22 protein-coding genes and 1 pseudogene are annotated in these 20,063 nt (G+C 41.1%); 10 read left to right on the forward strand and 13 right to left on the reverse strand.

Annotated elements, in window-relative coordinates; translation table 11 throughout:
- The first annotated feature begins 2 nt into the window (after positions 1-2).
- Positions 3-719 carry a hypothetical protein gene (locus QPX86_RS02595; protein WP_285164044.1) on the forward strand — a complete coding sequence of 239 codons (717 nt, stop codon included), beginning with the start codon at positions 3-5 and terminating at the stop codon, positions 717-719.
- Between the two features lie 1,159 nt (positions 720-1,878).
- On the opposite strand, the gene QPX86_RS02600 is transcribed toward QPX86_RS02595, so the two are convergent.
- From QPX86_RS02600 to QPX86_RS02660, 13 genes and pseudogenes are all read right to left on the reverse strand, one after another.
- A complete protein-coding gene (locus tag QPX86_RS02600; RefSeq protein ID WP_220752090.1) occupies positions 1,879-2,136 on the reverse strand; it encodes a transposase in 258 nt (85 codons plus the stop codon).
- A gap of 756 nt (positions 2,137-2,892) precedes the next feature.
- Positions 2,893-4,254 carry a magnesium transporter gene (gene mgtE, locus QPX86_RS02605; protein ID WP_220752091.1) on the reverse strand — a complete coding sequence of 454 codons (1,362 nt, stop codon included), beginning with the start codon at positions 4,252-4,254 and terminating at the stop codon, positions 2,893-2,895.
- Between the two features lie 382 nt (positions 4,255-4,636).
- The gene (locus QPX86_RS02610; protein WP_220752313.1) at positions 4,637-4,909 is read right to left on the reverse strand and encodes an HPr family phosphocarrier protein; all 273 of its coding nucleotides are present in this window, start codon (positions 4,907-4,909) and stop codon (positions 4,637-4,639) included.
- Between the two features lie 8 nt (positions 4,910-4,917).
- Entirely contained in the window at positions 4,918-5,763 is an 846-nt protein-coding gene (gene rapZ / locus QPX86_RS02615) for an RNase adapter RapZ (RefSeq protein ID WP_220752092.1), read from the reverse strand.
- Positions 5,760-6,203 (reverse strand): PTS IIA-like nitrogen regulatory protein PtsN, encoded by a 444-nt coding sequence (gene ptsN / locus QPX86_RS02620; protein ID WP_220752093.1) that lies wholly within the window; start codon positions 6,201-6,203, stop codon positions 5,760-5,762. Before ptsN ends, rapZ begins: the two co-directional genes overlap by 4 nt.
- A gap of 2 nt (positions 6,204-6,205) precedes the next feature.
- Positions 6,206-6,493: a ribosome hibernation promoting factor gene (hpf, locus tag QPX86_RS02625; RefSeq protein ID WP_102528030.1), complete on the reverse strand. Its 288-nt coding sequence runs from the start codon at positions 6,491-6,493 to the stop codon at positions 6,206-6,208.
- A 23-nt stretch (positions 6,494-6,516) separates the two neighbouring features.
- Entirely contained in the window at positions 6,517-8,001 is a 1,485-nt protein-coding gene (locus tag QPX86_RS02630) for an RNA polymerase factor sigma-54 (RefSeq protein WP_220752094.1), read from the reverse strand.
- A gap of 203 nt (positions 8,002-8,204) precedes the next feature.
- Positions 8,205-8,936, reverse strand: a complete 732-nt coding sequence (gene lptB / locus QPX86_RS02635) for an LPS export ABC transporter ATP-binding protein (RefSeq protein ID WP_153915579.1) — start codon at positions 8,934-8,936, stop codon at positions 8,205-8,207.
- A gap of 314 nt (positions 8,937-9,250) precedes the next feature.
- Positions 9,251-9,751: pseudogene (gene lptA, locus QPX86_RS02640) on the reverse strand (lipopolysaccharide transport periplasmic protein LptA); the annotation flags it as partial.
- A 16-nt stretch (positions 9,752-9,767) separates the two neighbouring features.
- Entirely contained in the window at positions 9,768-10,328 is a 561-nt protein-coding gene (lptC, locus tag QPX86_RS02645) for an LPS export ABC transporter periplasmic protein LptC (RefSeq protein ID WP_220752096.1), read from the reverse strand.
- Positions 10,325-10,888 carry a 3-deoxy-manno-octulosonate-8-phosphatase KdsC gene (gene kdsC / locus QPX86_RS02650; protein ID WP_285164048.1) on the reverse strand — a complete coding sequence of 188 codons (564 nt, stop codon included), beginning with the start codon at positions 10,886-10,888 and terminating at the stop codon, positions 10,325-10,327. Before kdsC ends, lptC begins: the two co-directional genes overlap by 4 nt.
- A gap of 1 nt (position 10,889) precedes the next feature.
- Entirely contained in the window at positions 10,890-11,867 is a 978-nt protein-coding gene (locus tag QPX86_RS02655; RefSeq protein ID WP_220752098.1) for a KpsF/GutQ family sugar-phosphate isomerase, read from the reverse strand.
- 68 nt (positions 11,868-11,935) lie between these two features.
- Positions 11,936-12,898, reverse strand: a complete 963-nt coding sequence (locus tag QPX86_RS02660; protein ID WP_285164049.1) for a calcium/sodium antiporter — start codon at positions 12,896-12,898, stop codon at positions 11,936-11,938.
- Positions 12,899-13,075: 177 nt separating this feature from the next.
- Here QPX86_RS02660 and QPX86_RS02665 point away from each other — a divergent pair, with 177 nt between their 5' ends.
- The 9 genes from QPX86_RS02665 (at position 13,076) to QPX86_RS02705 (ending at position 19,890) form a co-directional block, all read left to right on the forward strand.
- Positions 13,076-13,903, forward strand: coding sequence for an ATP-binding cassette domain-containing protein (locus tag QPX86_RS02665; RefSeq protein WP_285164050.1), 828 nt, complete (start codon positions 13,076-13,078; stop codon positions 13,901-13,903).
- Positions 13,890-14,675 (forward strand): lipid asymmetry maintenance ABC transporter permease subunit MlaE, encoded by a 786-nt coding sequence (mlaE, locus tag QPX86_RS02670; protein ID WP_220752101.1) that lies wholly within the window; start codon positions 13,890-13,892, stop codon positions 14,673-14,675. Before QPX86_RS02665 ends, mlaE begins: the two co-directional genes overlap by 14 nt.
- Positions 14,676-14,712: 37 nt before the next feature.
- Positions 14,713-15,183, forward strand: a complete 471-nt coding sequence (gene mlaD / locus QPX86_RS02675) for an outer membrane lipid asymmetry maintenance protein MlaD (RefSeq protein WP_220752102.1) — start codon at positions 14,713-14,715, stop codon at positions 15,181-15,183.
- Between the two features lie 12 nt (positions 15,184-15,195).
- Complete coding sequence (locus tag QPX86_RS02680; protein ID WP_220752103.1) at positions 15,196-15,861, forward strand: MlaC/ttg2D family ABC transporter substrate-binding protein; 666 nt, start codon at positions 15,196-15,198, stop codon at positions 15,859-15,861.
- Positions 15,858-16,154: an STAS domain-containing protein gene (locus QPX86_RS02685; protein WP_220752104.1), complete on the forward strand. Its 297-nt coding sequence runs from the start codon at positions 15,858-15,860 to the stop codon at positions 16,152-16,154. Before QPX86_RS02680 ends, QPX86_RS02685 begins: the two co-directional genes overlap by 4 nt.
- Before the next feature lie 25 nt (positions 16,155-16,179).
- On the forward strand, positions 16,180-16,431 hold the full coding sequence (locus QPX86_RS02690) for a BolA family protein (RefSeq protein ID WP_153915444.1): 252 nt from the start codon (positions 16,180-16,182) through the stop codon (positions 16,429-16,431).
- Between the two features lie 14 nt (positions 16,432-16,445).
- Entirely contained in the window at positions 16,446-17,705 is a 1,260-nt protein-coding gene (murA, locus tag QPX86_RS02695) for a UDP-N-acetylglucosamine 1-carboxyvinyltransferase (protein WP_220752105.1), read from the forward strand.
- 156 nt (positions 17,706-17,861) lie between these two features.
- Positions 17,862-19,265 (forward strand): sensor histidine kinase, encoded by a 1,404-nt coding sequence (locus QPX86_RS02700; RefSeq protein WP_285164052.1) that lies wholly within the window; start codon positions 17,862-17,864, stop codon positions 19,263-19,265.
- Positions 19,258-19,890 (forward strand): response regulator, encoded by a 633-nt coding sequence (locus QPX86_RS02705; RefSeq protein ID WP_285164054.1) that lies wholly within the window; start codon positions 19,258-19,260, stop codon positions 19,888-19,890. Before QPX86_RS02700 ends, QPX86_RS02705 begins: the two co-directional genes overlap by 8 nt.
- Positions 19,891-20,063: the final 173 nt, after the last annotated feature.

Consider the following 20,063-nt stretch of genomic DNA (forward strand, 5'->3'; position numbering starts at 1 on the left):
CTATGACAACATTAGCTTATCGACATCCTTTTCAGCCTCAAATAATGCATGGTTTAATTGGCTGGTTTACGTCGAACTTTATCGAGGCCAGTAGAGCGGGCGTTGGCAGCCAATCTCGTCATCTTTATCAGCCATTATTTTTAATCCTAACTGTTGTGTTAACTGTTTACGCTACTGGGATCAACGCTGAGGTTTATAATACGCAGCAATTATCAAAGCTGACTGCTGAAGCTAACTCAGAGCATCAAGGTTCATATTCTACTGGTCGACATTCTAGCGATCGTTATTCTCGGCATTCAGGTTCATCGGTCAGGTGGGGCGTAGGTTATAACAATTATTGGGGGCCCAGTGTCGGCATTGGTTGGAGCAGTGGTTGGAACAATCGCTGGCATAACCGCTGGGGCTATAATGGTTGGGGGGGAAGATGGGGGAATGGCTGGCGTTATCCTTATCGATACGACTATTATGATCGTCACTATCGCAATCAATATATGAATAATTCAGCGCCAAGATCTAATTATGTTGAGCCTGTGACCCAAATTGAGCCACCGAAAAGAACGACGACCAGTATTCAATATGCTAAAGGGTTAACCCATTTACCTGAAAACGCCCGTGTTATTCAGCGTGATGGCCAAACTTTTTATGAGTGGGATGGTAAAGAATATTACTTTGATTGGTCTACAGAGCGTTATGTAGTGTTGGAAACACAGCGACAGTAATTGAATCGAACTAAGATTATTGTAGATTATCTTTGATTTCTTTAATAACCATCAGATTAACAAACACTTGTCTAGAAAGGTAAAAGCCCTAATGAATCCATTTCATTAGGGCTTTTGTGTTGCATTGTCTTGCGACATTTTATCGTTACATATTGTTGTTTTTATTCCCTGTAACGTACTTCAAAATAGCCGCTGTTGTTTTATGGGGGTAACAACAGCAATTATTAAGAATGAACTGACAAACTTACTTGTAATTATATTTTTATTATCCCTTCCTAAACGCTTTGCACCGATGAGAAGTTAAGTAAGTTTGTCGTAACACGTTAAGCATGAACTTAATGCCTATACCATTAAGTTCAGCCTAATAAGTTGACAAGAAGAGGTGTGATTTCATTAATTTTCGCTGGGGACCGAAAATTAATATCAAAACAACCTATCTTGCCGAAACTGCTAATGACTTTTAAACCAACTCGCTTAACTTAGTGGTCAAATGTCACTGTAAAATTGACAAGAAAAATGACTGTATCTATCTAACTGTCGCTGGGGGACGAAAGTTAAAGCCACTTATCTTGCCTGAACCGCTAATGATGACTCGAGGCAAACTAATCAAACAATTTGCTCGAGCTGTCACTGTAAAATTGACAAGAAAAGTAACTGTATCTATCTAACTGTCGCTGGGGGACGAAAGTCAAAGCCACTTATCTTGCCTGAACCGCTAATGATGACTCGAGGCAAACTAATCAAACAATTTGCTCGAGCTGTCACTATAAAATTGACAAGAAAAGTGACTGTATCTATCTAACTGTCGCTGGGGGACGAAAGTCAAAGCCACTTATCTTGCCTGAACCGCTAATGATGACTCGAGGCAAATTGATCAAACAATCTGCTCGAACTGTCACTATAAAATTGACAAGAAAAGTGACTGTATCTATCTAACTGTCGCTGGGGGACGAAAGTCAAAGCCACTTATCTTGCCTGAACCGCTAATGATGACTCGAGGCAAATTAATCAAACAATCTGCTCGAGCTGTCACTATAAAATTGACAAGAAAAGTAACTGTATCTATCTAACTGTCGCTGGGGGACGAAAGTCAAAGCCACTTATCTTGCCTGAACCGCTAATGAACCAATATGCTAATTGTATTCATCGTTTAAACAAGTTAATTGCCATTAATTGCAACAAGCTGTTGATTTAGTTGCGTTAGCTTACGTTGTAAGTTTGCAATTTCAGCTGTAATGGCACTTTTTTTCATATTCGATACAAGTTTATTATCTTTTTTTCTTACCCACTGGTAGATGGTTTTAGCTGACACACTGTATTGCTTTGCTACATCCGAAATTAATCGATTATGTTGCTGAACTTCTACGATCACTTGTTGTTTAAGCTCGTTTGAATAGATTCTATTTAATGTTGTCATAACGCTACCTACTGCTCTAACTTGTCGATGCTATTGTCTGTTCCACTTTCTTAACCGAATTCACCAAGCCAGGTGGATAAATTAATCTGTTCGCTAAGTGCTATTTATTGTTGATGTTGTTTTCAACATCCCAGCAGCTAAAACCTAGGTGATTGAAGAAGTTCCATTGATACTGGCATTGCTCGAAAATAGCTTTTAAATGATCCATGTTGTTCTCCTTTATATTTCTCTATGTTCTAAAGTTGCTGTTATAAAATGAGTCCTACTTACGCAAAATTGGTCAATTATCAACCTACCTCTTAGGTGGTATATATCTATATGGAATACTTGTGCCAATTTTAAATTAAATATTTATTCTTTTAAAAACAGCTATTTATATTTTTAAAGTGTTAACTCTAAAATGTGGTTATGCTCCAAGGTGGTGCGATAGTTCTTTTTTGGTGCAAAGTTAAGATTAATTGGTAAAGTAAATTAACCATAGATTTGACCTATGATAGTAACCTAACTTTGTGTCAGAAATTTGAACCTGAATATAGGCATGAAAGTATTATAAAGCTGAGAGCTGAGAGTGGAATATCATGAATTGTATTCGCTGGTTATTAATATCTATTCAATAGGGTTAAATGCTTGAACTGTAGACACAAAAAATCCATGCCCCTTTAGCTACATTTAGAGTTGCTTAAGTTACGTGGATTTAATTTAGTGCTATGCATTCAATATTTTTGTTTTAACTATGTAATATCAACGGCTACTTAATTACATTAAGAATATCGTTGCCAATCCTAAGAATGCGAATAAGCCAATGACATCTGTGACTGTGGTAAGTACCATTCCGCCAGCGAGTGCTGGGTCAATGTTTAGCTTTTTAAGAAACAATGGAATACTCGCCCCAGCTAAGCCTGCTACGGTCATGTTGATTAGCATCGCGCCACCAATCAAGCCGCCTAAAGCAATGTCATCTTTCCAAAGCCATACCGCGAAAAATACCAGTACTGACCACATGATCCCATTTAGGAAGCCAATGGCTAATTCTTTACCAATAAGCCAGCGAGAGTTACTTTGACCAATATGACCTAATGCGATACCACGGATAACCAATGCGAGAGTTTGGTTACCTGCCACACCGCCCATACTCGGCACAATCGTCATTAAGATCGCAATCGTAGCAAACTGCTCTAATGTGCCTTCAAACATGTTGCTGACTGATGCAGCAAGTAATGCGGCAAATAAGTTGATGGTGAGCCATAGAGAGCGTCTTAGGGTGCTTTTCATGACGGGGCCGAAGGTATCTTCATCATCATCCATACCTGCCATCCCCATCATGGAGTGTTCGGCATCTTCACGAATAACATCGACGACATCATCAATGGTGATACGACCTAGCAGCTTTTGTTCTTCATCTACGACAGGAGCTGAGATCCAATCATGACGTTCGAATAACTGAGCGACTTCATTGTCAGGCATATCAACCGGGATACTTTCAAGCTCCGGATCCATGATGGTCCGGATAGTTTCACTTGGGTTACAGGTGAGTAAATCTGCTAGCCGAACGCCACCAAGTACATGATCGTTTCTATCAACCACATATAAGGTGTCCGTTGTATCGGGTAAGTTGCCACGTTGACGAAGGTAGCGCAGTACCACATCAATATTGACGTCAGGGCGTAACGTGACGGTATCTGTGTTCATGATACTGCCAGCAGTATCATCTGGGTAAGATAATGCTTGTTCGACACGATGGCGATCTTGACTGCTCATTGATTGCAGTACTTTTTTATAAACGGCGTCAGGGAGACTTCTTAAAATGTAGGCTAGATCATCGGTATCCATGCCCGAAGTTGCTTGAGCCACTTTTTCAGGTGACATACCACTGATCAAGGAATCTTTAAGTTCTTCACCTAATTCTTCAAGGATCTCACCCGCTTGCTCTTGGTCAATGAGTTGCCACAGGACTTGGCGAGTTTTGGGGGGTGAAGATTCAAGAATGAGGGCGACATCGGACGCTGCCATATCATGGAGCATATTTCTAACGTGGACAAACATGCCGCTGCCCAAAGCTTGAGTCAGCTGATTTAGGCGCTGTTCAGTAAGCTCGCTGTCGATTACTTCGATACCCATTCGCCACTCCTCAAAATTTCGATTGCCAATATTAACTTAACAGGGTGGAAAGGGAGAAGCAGTTTCTATTTCTAGCTAAGTTACTGCATAAAAATTAAGCGCTTTATTGATTTTTGTTAGACTTTAATGAGTATAGCGAACAAAACAAATATAAAGAGAATTAACTGCTAAAGTCGTCGTATTGCTGGAGTTATTTGTTAGTTTTTTATGTTGCTTTATTGATAACAGAACCTATTTAAGCGAAAGGTTCAGAGGGGAGTTGGCACTATTAACCTAGTAACCAAGCCAAAGGTACTCGCTTATCATAAAGTTGGTTAAAAATCTGAGTGTGAAAGAAGAGCTTAGTAGTTAGGTTGAACTATGGGGTTTAGAGTGAGAAAACTTAGCTTTCTTCGTCAAACTTATCATTAATCAATTTGCACACCGCATCTAAGGCTTGCTGCGCATCAATACCTGTTGCCTCAACGGTTATGATCTTACCAATGCCACTTTCTAGCATTAATAGCCCTAACACACTGGCTGCGCTGGCTTGTTTTTCGCCTTGGATAAGCGTGATGCTCGCTTCAAACTCGGTGGCTAAAATAGCCAGCTTGGTGGCTGCTCTAGCATGGAGCCCGAGTTTGTTACTGATTGTAATTTCTTTTGAAATACTCATTGTGGTTGTCACAAGTCGAGCTCTCTGTGACGGGCGCTGACTTGGTGCTTACTATTACTAAAGCGCTTTGTTAGTTGGTCGGCAATGTAGACCGAGCGGTGTTGACCGCCTGTGCAACCGATGGCTATGGTTAAGTAGCTGCGATTATTGCGTTCAAGGTGCGGCATCCACGTTTCAAATAGGTTTTCAATTTGCCAAATGAATTTATTGACTAAAGGTTGTCTGCCTAAAAATTCTTGTACTGGCTGGTCTAAGCCAGTTAGCGGTCTTAGCTCTGTTTCCCAATGCGGATTGGGTAAGAAGCGCACATCAAACATAAAGTCTGCTTCAGCTGGCATACCATGCTTGAAGCCAAATGACTCAAAATGAATCACTAACTCTTTATCGATACTGCCCATTAATATTTGTCTGACTTGATCGCTGAGATCATAAATGGTCAATTGAGAGGTATCAATGTAGTGATCGACCATTTTAGCAATCGGTTCGAGTAAACGACCTTCTAGCTGAATAGCTTCTTGTAGCGAAATTTGGTTTTTAGATAGAGGATGTAATCGACGGGTTTCACTGTAGCGTTTAAGTAGAACCTGATCATTTGAGTTTAGAAATAAACTAATGATAGTCGTATCATCAGATAATAAGGCTATTTGCTCTTCTAGAACCTTGCCTTGCTCTTCAATATTTCGAACATCGACACTGATGGCGACAAGTTCGTTATTTCCCTTGAGCTGCTCAAGCAAACTGCCAATAAGTGGTAGAGGCAGGTTATCAACACAGTAATAACCTAAATCTTCTAATACCCTAAGTGCAACTGATTTACCTGAGCCTGATCGTCCTGATACGATGACAAGTTTCATGCAGTTATAACCTGATATAGTTCTGTAGCGTCATGACTCTTTCGAAGTCGCTTAAGGATTAATTTATCACTCAGTTTTTCAGCCATGGTAGACAGCGTACTTAAATGCTGTTGGCATTGATCTGAAGGAACTAGCAGTGCAAATAATATATCCACGGGTTTCTTGTCGATAGCATCAAACTCAATGCCTTCTTCACACTTGATCAAAATGGCTATCGGGTGTTCGATATCATTTAATCGACCATGGGGAATAGCTATGCCATTTCCAATACCTGTACTACCCATTTTTTCACGTGCTATTAAACTTTCAAAAATAGCCTGTGATGATAGGGTTGGGTACTGGGCAGCCATTAAATCGCTGATGAGTTCCAGTACTTTTTTCTTACTGCCCGGCGTGGCGCAGGTGGTGCACGCCGGTTGCAGAATGGTGCGAAGTTCCATTGTTAGTGTTTAATTAACTTCTCTTTATGTTTAATTACCTGACGGTCTAATTTGTCTATCAGGGCGTCAATTGCGACATACATATCTGCGTTTTGAGATACGGCAAAAACTTCACCTCCTTTGAGGTGTAATTTTGCTTCAGCAATTTGTTGCAGCTTCTGAACATTGAGCACAACGTGAACATTATTGATCTGTTCGAAGTGTCGTTCAAGCTTTGAAAACTTAGTTTGTACATACTCACGTAAAGATTGCGTGATTTCTACATGGTGCCCAGTCAGATTAATTTGCATAGATCATCCTCCATTACAAAGGCTTATAAGCTTTTGCGTTGGTTTGAGGGAGGGATGAGCATTGCTTCACGATATTTGGCGATCGTACGCCGAGCAACATTAATCCCTTGTTCAGCCAATAGCGTCGCCATTTTACTATCGCTAAGTGGCTTTTTCTGGTTTTCCGCTGCAACAAGCTTCTTAATAAAGGCACGAATTGCAGTAGAAGAACATTCTCCGCCATCATCAGTACTAACGTGGCTAGAGAAGAAATATTTTAGTTCAAAAAGTCCGCGAGGGGTGTGCATATATTTTTGAGTCGTCACACGAGAAATCGTCGACTCATGCATTTCAACTGCTTCAGCAATATCATTAAGCACCATCGGTTTCATGGCTTCTTCACCAAACTCAAAAAATCCTTGCTGAAATTGCACAATACAATTGGCCACTTTTAACAGGGTTTCATTGCGACTCTCAATACTCTTGATAAACCATTTTGCTTCTTGTAAGTGACCACGAATAAATTGGCTATCAGACTGACTTGCAGACCCTTTTGCCATGGCTGCGTATTGCTGATTCACACCAATTTTGGGCATGTTATCTGGATTGAGCTCTACGACCCAGCGGCCACTTTTCTTAAATACAGTCACATCAGGTATGACATATTCGTCTTTAATCGGCGTTATTTGTAAACCTGGACGCGGATTCAAGGTTTGAATAAATTGAATCGCTTCGCGTAAATCATCTTCTTTAAGCTTGGTTTTACGCATTAATAAGCGAAAGTCGCGGCCAGCAATTAAATCAAGGTGTTCACTAATGAGCAATTTTACATTGTCGATGCAGGGGATTTCATCTGGATATTGACCAAGTTGAATCATGAGACATTCACTTAAGTCTCTCGCTGCCACTCCTACAGGGTCAAAATGTTGCACGCGTTTAAGTACAGCTTCAACTTCGTCGAGTTCTATATCTTCAAGACCTAAGGCCTGCAATATGTCCTCAGTTGATTGGGTTAAGTAACCGCGTTCATCAACGGCGTCGATAATAGCTGTGGCAATAACAAGATCGTTTTCAGAAAAAGGAGTCAGGTTTTTTTGCCACTCAAGGTGTTCATATAAGCCTTCGGTGGTTTCACCTTGAAAAGGCATATCGTCATCACGAGCGACGGCCCCAGAGCCTGAACTAGGCGATGCGGTATAGACTTCATCCCATGTAGTATCCATCGGGAGATCTTCTGGCATCGACTCTTTGGTTAATGATTCCGTGGTATCAACGGTAGAGGTGTCTTTTTCAACGGTAACTTGGCTATTATCGCTAAAATCAGTGTCGGTTTGCTGGGCGTTTTCTTTTACGGGTTCTTTGGCTTTAGCAAACTCATCTTCGAGCTCAAGGAGAGGGTTTGAGTCAAGTGCTTGTTGAATTTCTTGCTGTAGCTCCAATGAGGAAAGTTGCAATAAGCGTATGGCTTGTTGCAACTGAGGGGTCATCGTCAGGTGTTGACCCATTTTGAGTTGGAGTGAGGCTTTCATTTACCGCTTATCCCTAATTGAATTTCATCATCGCGACTAACAATTGTGTGGGTCTAGCACCTTTTTATCGTTTTCTAGACTGACGTTAAACAATGCTTTGGTTTAGCATTTAGTTCAACGATAAGTTGAGTCTAGAACATAGCACTAAAAAGTGGGACTGATACTGGTCGCGAAATGCCATATTGTGCACTAAAGAATGCTAACTATAGCTTGAATTGCTCACCTAAGTATACTGACCTGACTTGCTGATTGTCTAAGATTTCAGCAGGCGTGCCTTCTGCAATTAAATCACCGTGGCTGACAATATACGCGCGCTCACACACATCAAGTGTTTCACGAACATTATGGTCTGTAATTAACACACCTAAACCACGACTTTTTAATTGTTGAATAATTTTCTTGATATCTATCACAGAGATAGGATCAACACCTGCGAAAGGCTCATCCAATAAAATGAACTTAGGATTGGCTGCCAATGCGCGTGCGATTTCTACCCGGCGACGTTCACCACCCGATAATGCCATGCCTTGGCTATCGCGAATATGAGTGATATTGAACTCTTCTAATAAGTGTTCTAATTCTTCAATGCGCTGCTCTGTGGTTAAACTCTTGCGGGTTTGTAACACAGCCATAATGTTATCGTGTACGGTCAGCTTTCGAAAAATACTGGCTTCTTGTGGTAAATAACCAATGCCTTTGCGAGCGCGGAGATGCATTGGATCTGCAGTGAGATCGTCAGAATCAATTAATATCCGGCCTTTATCGCTTTTAACTAAACCAACCACCATATAAAAGGTGGTGGTTTTACCTGCGCCATTTGGCCCTAATAGCCCCACAATTTGCCCAGTTTTAACTGTCAGGCTGACATTTTTAACTACTTGGCGGCTTTTATAACTTTTCGCCAAGTTTTCAGCTGTTAACGTTATTTGTGTCATTATTGAGTTTGCTCTAGCGCTGGTGCTTCAGGTAATGAATCTGTATTTGGCTTATCTTTAACTTGTTGGCCTTCAATTGAAGTCTCTATATTTGCTTCAGGTACTTCGATGACGGGCATTGCCGATTCAGAACTATTCTTGTGAGTATCAGTTTCTTCAGTAGTTGTTATGTCTGTAGAAGTTATTTCAGCATTATTGGCTTCTGTTTTCTCTTCACTGATAGATGTAGCTTGATTCTCAATGAGCTTTTCTGACTCTTCTGCTTTTGGTGATTCTAATTCAGGCTGCTCTGAATTATCTGTTGAGTCATTTAAATCTGGATAGTTTTCTGGTTGGAAAATCGTAATAACGCGATCTTTACCATCACCAGTACTTTCAGCAATCAATTGTTGCTTATCAATATTATAGCTAATCAAGTTACCAGTAACTTGGCTGCCAGCTTGATCAAGTTTAGCGTTGCCTTTTAGGGTCAAAATACTAGTAGCGAGTTCATATTTGATTTCATTCGCACTTGCAGTACCAATACGACCGTCATCTAATTCTTGGGAAAAGGTTGCTGGATTACCTGTGGCGATCATGGTTTTTTTGCCACCGGTTTCAGCACTAAATGCCCGTAATTCATCGGCATTAATGTTTATTGTACCTTGGGTGACTGTGACAGGACCAAAGAAAATAACTTGGTTATTTTTAATGTCGGCTTTCTGGCTCACTGCAGCGACTTTTAGTTCTTGCTGTAAGTCACCTTCTTTAGCGCTTACGCTAGTGGCCCCAATTAGGCTTATTCCAACTAGACTCATCTTTACAAAATTATGCATTGAGACAGTAAGGTTTTTACTTTGCTTCATACGTTCCTTCTACTTGACTTAAAAGCTCTAATTCTTCGGCATTTAAATCAGCGTAAAGGCCTAAGCCTTGTATATTAAAGTCTTGGCCTGAGACATAAATTTGTCGATCAGACGTCATGATCATGGTGTTCAAATCCAACGCCAACATACTCGTTGTCAGCGATTGTACTGGTTCATTGATGTTTATTGCATCAATAATAACATTATTTTGTAGGACTACTTTGCCAGTCTCTTTATTAAGCTTGCCTAAATCAGCAGTTAATTGCCACTCAGCTTCACCATTTTCTGGATATACAAGATAAACAGGTTCAGTGAACAAGGTTTCATTTGTCTGCTGAAAATGTTCCATGTGTTTAGCTGAAACGCGACTTTGGACTAAGCCTTGCTCGTTAAATTCAGTACTGCGTAAATCGTTAGCGATAAATTCTGGACGAGCAGGATCTGGCAGCTTAGTGGCTTCCATGGCACTGCGTTTTACTTGGACTTGCCAATATAAAATTAGTGCAGCGCCAAAAAAGGCTAGTATGGCCAGTGTGGTGCGGCTCATATACTCATTCCATGGGCAGTTTCGAATTTATCTTGGCTCACTAACAGTAAATCGGTTAACTCTCGTAGTGCTCCGTTACCACCATTGATACTAGTAATCATTTGGCAATGACGTTTTACATATGGGTGTCCATCAGCCACACATACCGCTAATCCGACTTCTTTCATGACAGGTAAGTCGACCATGTCGTCACCGATATAGGCGACCTCGTCAGGTTTAACATTATAAATACTCAGTAAGTCTTTAAACGGAGTGAGTTTATCGTCGACACCTTGATAAATGTGGCTGACACCTAAAGCAGTCATGCGATTTTCAACAATGGCCGATTTACGCCCCGTAATAACGGCAACATTAATGCCACTGGTTAAAATTGAACGAACGCCATAACCATCGCGAGTATGAAAAGCTTTGAGTTCTTCACCGGCATTACTTAAATAAATTCGGCCGTCGGAAAATACACCATCAACATCGCAGATGAGTAGTTTGATTTTTTTAGCGCGTTGCCAAATGTCATCACTAACAGGGCCATATAAACCTTGATGAACTTGTGTATCTGACATATTAAATGACTCCTGCTTTGACCATGTCTAGCATGTTAAGTGCGCCGACAGGGTGCTGATTGCTGTCAACAACGATTAAGCCGTTTATGCTTTTTTCATCCATTACCTGTAGGGCTTGCGCTGCTAAAATATCTGCACTAATTGTAATGCAGTTTGGCGTCATAACGTCGGCAATGGCGGTTGTACGTAAATTCTTTTCTGCATCAATCACTCGGCGTAAATCTCCGTCAGTAAAAATACCCACAAGTTTACCGTCATCATCGGTGACAGCTGTCATGCCTAAACCTTTATTTGAAATTTCGTATAAAGATTCAGTGATACACACATGACTGTTAACTTGAGGAACATCATTACCTTGATGCATGACATCTGACACTTTCAACAGCAGTTTTCGCCCTAAAGAACCACCTGGGTGCGATAAAGCAAAGTCGTCACGGGTAAACCCTTTAGCTTGCAGTAATGCGACCGCTAACGCATCGCCCATAACTAATGTTGCAGTAGTGCTTGATGTAGGTGCAAGCCCAAGTGGACAAGCCTCTTCCGGTACTTCAATACAAAGGTGCAGTTTTGATAAACGCGCCATATTCGAATCTGGTTTACCGGTTATTGCAATAACCGGTACGCCCATACGTTGAATAACAGGCAGTAAAGTGAGGATCTCACTTGATTCGCCAGAGTTTGAGATGGCGAGAATAATATCGTTTTTAGCGAGAGCGCCTAAATCACCATGGCTTGCTTCACCTGGGTGAACAAAAAACGCAGGAGTGCCAGTACTGGCAAGAGTCGCTGAAATCTTATTGCCGATATGGCCAGATTTGCCCATACCCATAACAATAACTTTGCCTTTGCACTGCAAAATTAGTTCACAAGCTTGTCCAAAAGCATCGGAATCAACGTACTGATATAGATTATCTAAAGCCGTTTTCTCGATATCGATGACCTGACGGCCCCATTGACGCAATTGTTTCTGATCTATCATAGGTCTCTCGCTCTGTTCCAATGCTAATCGAACATTAGCATTGGTGAGATAAAAATCTTTATGCCCCGTTATTGAGATTGAAATAAGACAATCTGGTACGCAATAAAGACGACTAATAAAATGGCGCCATGCCAGCGAGTAAGCTGCTTTTTGGCGCCACTGGATAAAACTAGAACAGCTAATGCGGTACTGGTACCCAGCACCATATAAAAATCTCGGCTGCTGGCATGAGCATCAATTTCACCAGGTGCGATAAGTCCTGGTATTGCCAATACTGCTAAAATATTAAATAAGTTTGACCCAACAATATTACCTATTGCTAAATCATCTTCTTTTTTAAGTACCCCAGCTATACATGCTGCAAGTTCAGGCAAGCTAGTGCCGACAGCAATAATGGTTAAACCAATGACTAAATCCGACAATCCAAATGTTTTGGCAATGCCGACAGCGCCAGTCACCATCCAGTCAGCTGAAAGCGGTAACAGTATCATGCCTACAATTATCCAGATAATAGCATGTAATGTGGGTACATTTTTAGGGATCTCTGCATCAGATTCGTCAGATAATGGATCAATTTGTTTATTTCTCATGGCTTGCCAAATGAAATAGCCCATTAAGGCGAAAAAGGCGACCAATAATATCCCGCCTTCTAATCGCGTTAACATGCCGTCATGGATGAGATAGCCAGCTAAAACGGTTGCTGCCAACATTAATGGTATTTCGCGTTTTAGGGTCTGCGAACTAACAGATATGGCGCCAAGTAATGCAGTAATACCAAGAATAAGAGTGATGTTAGCAACGTTAGAGCCAAGGACATTACCAACTGCGGTATTGCTCATGCCTTCCATTGATGCTGTTGCAGCAACAAACATTTCGGGAGCAGAGCTTCCCATTGCCACAATTGTTAAACCAATTAGCATTGGCGGCAAACCAAGGTTTCGAGCAAACGCGGCAGCGCCATATACGAAGCGGTCAGCGCTCCAAACTAAAACGCCTAAACCAGCGATTAGCATCAAGATATTAAAAAACATGTTTTTCCAAAAAATGTGTTGATAGCGATATTTAAGTAGAATTTTAACAAAAATATGAGCTGATGCGATAATTGTTGTGGATTGTAACTCATGGTGATTGATTTGTTGTAGGTTCTTACACAATTTCGTACAATTCAGATCTACATCTAACGGGCCAGGAAGGCTATTATTTCCTCTATGTCAGATCCTAGTTTATTAAACATATCTCCACCTTTGGTTGAAATTCGTCATATGAAATTCAGTCGTGGTTCACGTGTCATTTTTGATGATATTTGCTTGAGCATTCCCAAAGGGAAAGTGACCGCAATTATGGGCCCTAGTGGTATCGGTAAAACGACTCTGCTTAAGTTGATTGGCGGCCAATTAACACCGGACAGTGGTGAAGTGTTATTTAGTGGTGAAAATATTCACCAACTCAAACGTCAGCAATTATTTGAGCTGCGTAAACGCATGAGCATGTTATTTCAAAGCGGCGCTTTATTCACTGATATGGATGTGTTTGATAACGTTGCATTTACGCTGCGAGAACACTCAGGTTTATCTGAAAGCATTATTCGTAAAGTGGTGATGATGAAGCTGCAAGCGGTTGGTTTGCGAGGCGCTGCTCACATGAACCCCAATGAATTATCTGGTGGCATGCAAAGGCGAGCTGCATTAGCCCGTGCTATAGCCCTTGAGCCAGAAATGATTCTTTATGATGAACCCTTTGCCGGTCAAGACCCGATTTCAATGGGCATGTTGGTTAAACTCATCAGCGAGCTTTCTAGTACCTTAAAATTAACCTCTGTAGTGGTTTCCCATGACGTAGATGCGGTACTCAGCATTGCCGATTACGTTTATGTCATCGCTGAAAAGAAAGTGATTGCCTCAGGAACGCCAGATGAGTTACGTGGATCAAATAACCCACAAATTGAACAGTTTATAAATGGTCGACCAGATGGCCCAGTTCCATTTCATTTCCCAGCTGAAGACTATCAACAGGAGATGCTAAGTGGGAATCGTTAATAATATTGCCAATATTGGTCGTTATGCACTAGATGTTATAGCTGGATTAGGTCGTGCGGGTTTGATGCTTTGGGGCGCGATTATGAATGTGCCTAATATCGCCAAAGGCTTGCCGTTACTGACTAAGCAAATGTATGTGCTTGGTGTCCGTTCGATGGTGATTATTATTGTGTCGGGTCTTTTTATCGGCATGGTATTGGCGCTTCAAGGTTATACAGTATTAGCAGATTTCGGCACAGTTGAAAGCTTAGGGCCTATGGTCGCGCTAAGCTTGTTGCGGGAATTAGGCCCAGTGGTCACTGCATTGTTGTTTGCAGGGCGGGCAGGTTCTGCGCTGACTGCAGAAATAGGTTTGATGAAATCAACCGAGCAATTGTCTAGCTTAGAAATGATGGCAGTTGATCCTTTAAGACAAGTGATTGCTCCGCGCTTTTGGGCAGGAGTGATAAGTGTTCCTTTACTTACCATGATGTTTTGTCTGGTAGGAATATTGGGTGGGCATCTAGTGGGCGTTGAATGGAAAGGCATCGATAGCGGGTCTTTTTGGTCAATCCTACAAGCGTCTATTGAGTGGCGCCAAGATATTGTGAATTGTTTAATCAAAAGTGTCCTATTTGGTGTGGTTGTGACTTGGATTGCCTTATATCGAGGTTATGAAGTTGCCCCAAACCCAGAAGGGATTAGTAAAGCGACAACTTCGACAGTTGTTCAAGCAAGCTTAGCTGTACTCGCACTCGACTTTTTGCTGACAGCAATTATGTTTGGTCAGTAAGGTTTTTTCGCATTCATTAATTAAGTGGTTGAAGCGTATGTTGACAAGGAAAGTAGAATTATTAGTTGGGTTGTTTTTGCTATCGGGTTTGGTAGCTTTTTGTGTGCTGGTGTTTAACGTTGCCAATGTTGAGCTCAAACCCAATCAAGCGACCTATACTTTAAGAGCTGAGTTTAACAATATCGGCGGATTAAAAGTTCGCTCGCCTGTTAAGGTGGGAGGCGTTGTTGTTGGTCGAGTTACAGATATTACCTTAGACACCAAAAAGTTAGTACCTGTGGTCACGTTGACGATGAATAAGCGATATGATCAATTTCCTGAAACCAGCAGTTTATCGATTTTGACTTCAGGTTTATTGGGTGAGCAATTTTTAGGGCTGACGCCTGGTTTTATGGATGATGACATTGAAATGCTCAGTGACGGTGACAGGGTGCATGACACACGTTCAGCTCTTATTTTAGAAGATTTGATTGGGCAGTTACTTTATAGCGTTTCTTCAAAGGATTAGTAGGAGAGTCAAATGAGCCAATTATTAAAACCGTTTATACGAAGTGTTATTTTTATCTCTGCAAGTCTATTTGCTTTGGTTGCAGTTGCGGCTGAAGAGATTGATACTCATGATCCTTTTAAACTTGTTCAGCAAGTCTCTAATAAAACCTTCGATCGTTTTACCGCGGATAAAGCCTTGATTGATGCCGATTTAGGTTATTTAAAAGTCATTGTTCGCGAAGAGCTAATGCCTTATGTCGATTATAAATATGCAGCATATAAGGTGATGGGGCAGTATTTACGTGATACTACCCCAGAGCAGCGAAAACGTTTTGTTGAAGCTTTCGAAGGATACCTCGTTGCAACATATGCCCAAGCCTTTACCGAATATACCAATCAAAAAGTCCAATTTTCGCCGCCCAGTGATTTCACTGATGAAAAATTTGTAGATGTAAATGTGCAAATTATCGAAGAAGGTCGCCCACCAATTAAAGTGATGTTTAAAGCAAGACGCCTTAAAGATGACAGTTGGAAAGCTTTCGATTTAGTGGCTGAAGGAGTTAGTTTGTTAGCGTCAAAGCAATCAGAAATCTCGAACTTGATTCGCCAACAAGGAGTGGATTCAGTGATTGATTTGTTGATTGAGCGAACCCAGCAAGAAATCAATTACAAACAGGATAAGGAAAATGCTGCGTGATTGAGTTTTTACAACAAGGTGACACTTGTGAAATTAAAGGGCAATTAAGGCAAACAGAGGTCATCGATTTATGGCCAAAACGACAACAGTTGTTTACTGATAGCACCCAAGTGTTAGACTTGTCTGCTTTAGAGTATGCCGACAGCGCAGGCGTCGCATTTTTACTTGAGCTAATATGCTTAGGTAATTGCAGTAAAAGCACCACTCAGCCAAGGACATTGGCAAATCCGAGTCAACATCTAAAAAGACTCATTGAGTTATATGATTTAGAATCCTTTTTTCTAGAAAACTAGCATTGAATTTAAGGTAGCAAATTCCATGGATTGCAAAGTAATCGAGCAAATTTTATCAGACGCATTAACCATTGACGAAGTACACGTCACTTCAGATGGCAGTCATTATAAGGTCGTTGCCGTAGGCGAATGTTTTGACGGCATGAGCAAAGTAAAGCAACAACAAACGATTTACGCACCATTGAATGAGCACATTGCTAGTGGTGAGTTGCACGCGCTGACGATCAAAACTTTTACGCCGACTCAGTGGAAGCGTGAAAAACTATTTAATATGTAATTCAGAGAGTAAGTGTGGATAAATTAACAATTCAAGCCAGTCAGCCCCTTGCTGGAGATGTCACCATTTCTGGTGCGAAAAATGCTGCATTGCCAATTTTATTTGCTGGTGTGCTCGCTGAGACTGACTTTGTCGTATCTAACGTACCGAGCCTTCGTGACGTCAACACAACGTGTAAGTTATTACGTTGTTTGGGCGCAGAAGTCACCGAGTTAGGCGATAGCAAATATTGCATTTCGACTCAAAACTTAAATGAGTTTTGTGCTCCTTATGATTTAGTTAAAACCATGCGTGCCTCTATTTTAATCTTAGGCCCGTTATTAGCTAGATTTGGCACTGCAGATGTATCATTACCTGGCGGTTGTGCTATTGGCGCACGTCCAGTGAACCTTCACTTACAAGGCTTAGAGCAAATGGGCGCTAAGATTGAAGTGAAAGAAGGTTACATCAAAGCTCGAGTTGATGGCCGTCTTAAAGGCGCTCATATCTTTATGGATATGGTCAGCGTCGGTGCGACTGAAAACTTACTGATGGCTGCAACTCTTGCTGATGGCGTCACCATTATTGAAAATGCAGCGCGTGAGCCTGAAATTAATGATCTCGCGCATTGCTTAATTGCCATGGGCGCGAAAATTTCTGGTGTTGGCACAGCAACCTTGCACATCGAAGGTGTTGAGCGTTTATCGGGTTGTGAGCACAGAGTGATGCCTGACCGCATCGAAACAGGCTCTTTTTTAGTTGCTGCAGCAGTTACTCGTGGAAGTATTCGTTGTGTTGATGCAGACCCTTCTTCACTTGAAGCTGTCCTAGCTAAGCTTGAAGATGCAGGGGCGAAAATCACCACAGGTAAAGATTGGATTGAGCTTGATATGCAGGGTAAACGTCCAAAAGCTGTCAATATTAAAACAGCGCCGTATCCAGCATTCCCAACTGATATGCAAGCTCAGTTTTGCGTGTTAAATGTGCTAGCAGAAGGTACAAGTCATGTGACCGAAACGATTTTCGAAAATCGTTTTATGCATGTACCTGAGCTAAGCCGCATGGGCGCTGATATGGAACTTGAAGGTAATACCTGCATCATCAAAGGTATTGAACGCATGAATGGTGCCCAAGTGATGGCGACTGATTTACGCGCTTCTGCGAGTCTAGTTATCGCAGGTTTAATGGCTGATGGGATCACAACTGTAGATCGTATTTATCATTTAGACCGCGGCTACGAACATATCGAAGATAAGTTTGCAGGCTTAGGCGGCAAAGTTGTTCGTGTGAGTTAAACTGAGGCTTAATGACCAATTTATAAAGCCGTGCTTTTTAGCACGGCTTTTTTATGTTTGAAGTTGCTCAAAAGTTCACAATAAATTATGTCTTAGGCTCATTCTATTGCCAGCCTGATCACTTATTCTGTTTGGTATAACTGCTACTGTGCTGTCATGGCAACATTTATCACTTTTAATATTTACCTCTTTTACGGTCTCGTATTTTTTGCGATTGGCTGCGTAGTGGTATTTCGTCATTTTAAATATAGCCAGTTGTCAATTTCTTCAACACTTTGGGCTTTAGCCTTGTTTGGTTTTTCTCATGCCTTCCATGAGTGGTCTGAACTTTATGTCATTTTGTTTCAGGATGATTTACCCGCTCAATACCAATATATTGTGCAATGGTTGAGGCTGATAAAATTATCCCTGTCTTTTGCTGGTTTAATGATCTTTGCTTGGTTGTTATTTCGAATTATTCCTAAACCTTATTCAAAGTTCGGTCAGCTACTTATTGGGTTAATAGTCATTACATACACACTGGTCATGCTGTTCTTTTACCAAGGAACATCAATACTTGCAGATACCTTTTCAGAAGTCGCCAGTTATACAAGAGTACTGCTAGGCTTTGGAAGCGCCACTCTCGCAGGTATTGGTATTGCAATTTACGGCTATCAATTACGTCAAGACAACCACGAATATGGGCAATATTTTATTGCTACTGGCTTTGGCTTATTTCTTTACGGTGTTCTTGCAGGACTTATTCCTACAAGTTTTCATTCAAGTGTACCCATATTTAGAACAATAGCAGCAGGCCTTGTGTTAGTGACTTTGTATAAAGCACTTAAAATTTTTGATATTGAAAAAGAAGCTGCCACAGAGGCGAAATTAAAACGCGCTATAGAAGCTGATAAATATAAAGCTATCGGTCATTTAGCAATGGGGGTAGCGCATGAAATTAATAACCCATTAGCTTCATCAATGTTGGCGCTAGATTTACTTGAAAGAAAAATGCCTCAGCCACAATCAGATTTATCTGATTACATCCAACGGGCTCGACTAGGTATTGATAGAGCATCAATCATTAGTAAAGAGCTACTGACTTATGCTCGTTCAGATTTAACTGATACTCGTAAGGTTTTTATTTGTGATGTGATTACAGGTGCGAAACAGTTATTGAGCCACAAACTGTCAGGTTACTCGTTGTCGGTTCATTGTGATTCAAAAGCAGTGGTTATTGGCCAGAAAGTAAAATTAGAAGAGTTACTTATAAACTTGCTGAATAACGCGATGGACGCGAGCGGGCATTCTGGAAGCATCGATATTAGGGTCGTGGCTGACGAGTCTGGAGTCGTTATAGAAGTCAGGGACTATGGAGAAGGAATGGATGAATCTACGTTGAAAAGAGCGACTGAACTCTTTTATTCAACAAAGCCCATAGGTAAAGGAACCGGACTTGGCTTGGCCATTTGTGAGCAAATTGTGAGTAACCACCATGGCTGGATGAAGTTTATGAGTGCTAAAGACGTCGGCACAAGAGTGCTAATAGAGTTTCCTTCAAGGAGTAACACCAATGATTAGAATACTGATTGCTGAAGACGATCATGAACTTCGTAGAAATATGGTGGATATTCTTGAGCTTGAAGGTTATCAAGTCACAGATGTCGACAGCGCTGAAGCTGCCATTATTGCCTGTGAGCAGCAAAGCTATGATATTGCGCTACTGGACTTAGTGATGTCAGGCATGACGGGTGTTGAGGCGATATCTAATTTACGTCAGTTAAATGCTTTTATGGCTGTTGTTATCGTGACAGCGTATGCCACTGTCGATACTGCAGTTGATGCGATGAAAAAAGGTGCCGATAGCGTTATAACCAAACCGTTTAATAGTGTGGAATTGGTCGTCACTATCAAGCGAAGTATTCAAGAAAAGCAATTGCTTAAAAGCACCAGTGATATTGATCCAGACAGTGTGTATTCAGCACTAGCAAACAGCCTAAGAAGAGATACATTAAAGCAGCTTGGGAGCCATAAAAAACTTAAGTTTATGGATTTGTGTCGTTTGGTCGGAGTTGAAGATCATACTAAATTTAATTTTCATTTACGGCAGCTAAAAAAGGCGGGTTTGGTTACACAAAATGAGAACAAGGTCTACATTTTGACAAATACAGGTCAGTTTGTTCTACAAAATCACAACTTATCTTAACTGTTTATAAGTTAATAAATTCATAGTGTTAATTTATTTTTGATAATAAAAGTTCACAAGAATGATGTGCCTGTGAAATTCAGTTATCTATCCCTTTATGAGTATTAAGCGAATACTTCGCGTATGTCCAAAGAGACATATCAATTGCAGCTCTATGCGACGCAATCGAGATA

This window comes from Shewanella goraebulensis, assembly GCF_030252245.1.
GTDB lineage: Bacteria > Pseudomonadota > Gammaproteobacteria > Enterobacterales > Shewanellaceae > Shewanella > Shewanella goraebulensis.

Coding starts and splice junctions, on each gene's coding strand:
- QPX86_RS02595 (WP_285164044.1), top strand. CDS start 3: ATGACAACATTAGCTTATCGACATCCTTTTCAGCCTCAAATAATGCAT.
- QPX86_RS02600 (WP_220752090.1), bottom strand. CDS start 2,136: ATGACAACATTAAATAGAATCTATTCAAACGAGCTTAAACAACAAGTG.
- mgtE (WP_220752091.1), bottom strand. CDS start 4,254: ATGGGTATCGAAGTAATCGACAGCGAGCTTACTGAACAGCGCCTAAAT.
- QPX86_RS02610 (WP_220752313.1), bottom strand. CDS start 4,909: ATGAGTATTTCAAAAGAAATTACAATCAGTAACAAACTCGGGCTCCAT.
- rapZ (WP_220752092.1), bottom strand. CDS start 5,763: ATGAAACTTGTCATCGTATCAGGACGATCAGGCTCAGGTAAATCAGTT.
- ptsN (WP_220752093.1), bottom strand. CDS start 6,203: ATGGAACTTCGCACCATTCTGCAACCGGCGTGCACCACCTGCGCCACG.
- hpf (WP_102528030.1), bottom strand. CDS start 6,493: ATGCAAATTAATCTGACTGGGCACCATGTAGAAATCACGCAATCTTTA.
- QPX86_RS02630 (WP_220752094.1), bottom strand. CDS start 8,001: ATGAAAGCCTCACTCCAACTCAAAATGGGTCAACACCTGACGATGACC.
- lptB (WP_153915579.1), bottom strand. CDS start 8,936: ATGACACAAATAACGTTAACAGCTGAAAACTTGGCGAAAAGTTATAAA.
- lptC (WP_220752096.1), bottom strand. CDS start 10,328: ATGAGCCGCACCACACTGGCCATACTAGCCTTTTTTGGCGCTGCACTA.
- kdsC (WP_285164048.1), bottom strand. CDS start 10,888: ATGTCAGATACACAAGTTCATCAAGGTTTATATGGCCCTGTTAGTGAT.
- QPX86_RS02655 (WP_220752098.1), bottom strand. CDS start 11,867: ATGATAGATCAGAAACAATTGCGTCAATGGGGCCGTCAGGTCATCGAT.
- QPX86_RS02660 (WP_285164049.1), bottom strand. CDS start 12,898: ATGTTTTTTAATATCTTGATGCTAATCGCTGGTTTAGGCGTTTTAGTT.
- QPX86_RS02665 (WP_285164050.1), top strand. CDS start 13,076: ATGTCAGATCCTAGTTTATTAAACATATCTCCACCTTTGGTTGAAATT.
- mlaD (WP_220752102.1), top strand. CDS start 14,713: ATGTTGACAAGGAAAGTAGAATTATTAGTTGGGTTGTTTTTGCTATCG.
- QPX86_RS02680 (WP_220752103.1), top strand. CDS start 15,196: ATGAGCCAATTATTAAAACCGTTTATACGAAGTGTTATTTTTATCTCT.
- QPX86_RS02690 (WP_153915444.1), top strand. CDS start 16,180: ATGGATTGCAAAGTAATCGAGCAAATTTTATCAGACGCATTAACCATT.
- QPX86_RS02700 (WP_285164052.1), top strand. CDS start 17,862: ATGGCAACATTTATCACTTTTAATATTTACCTCTTTTACGGTCTCGTA.
- QPX86_RS02705 (WP_285164054.1), top strand. CDS start 19,258: ATGATTAGAATACTGATTGCTGAAGACGATCATGAACTTCGTAGAAAT.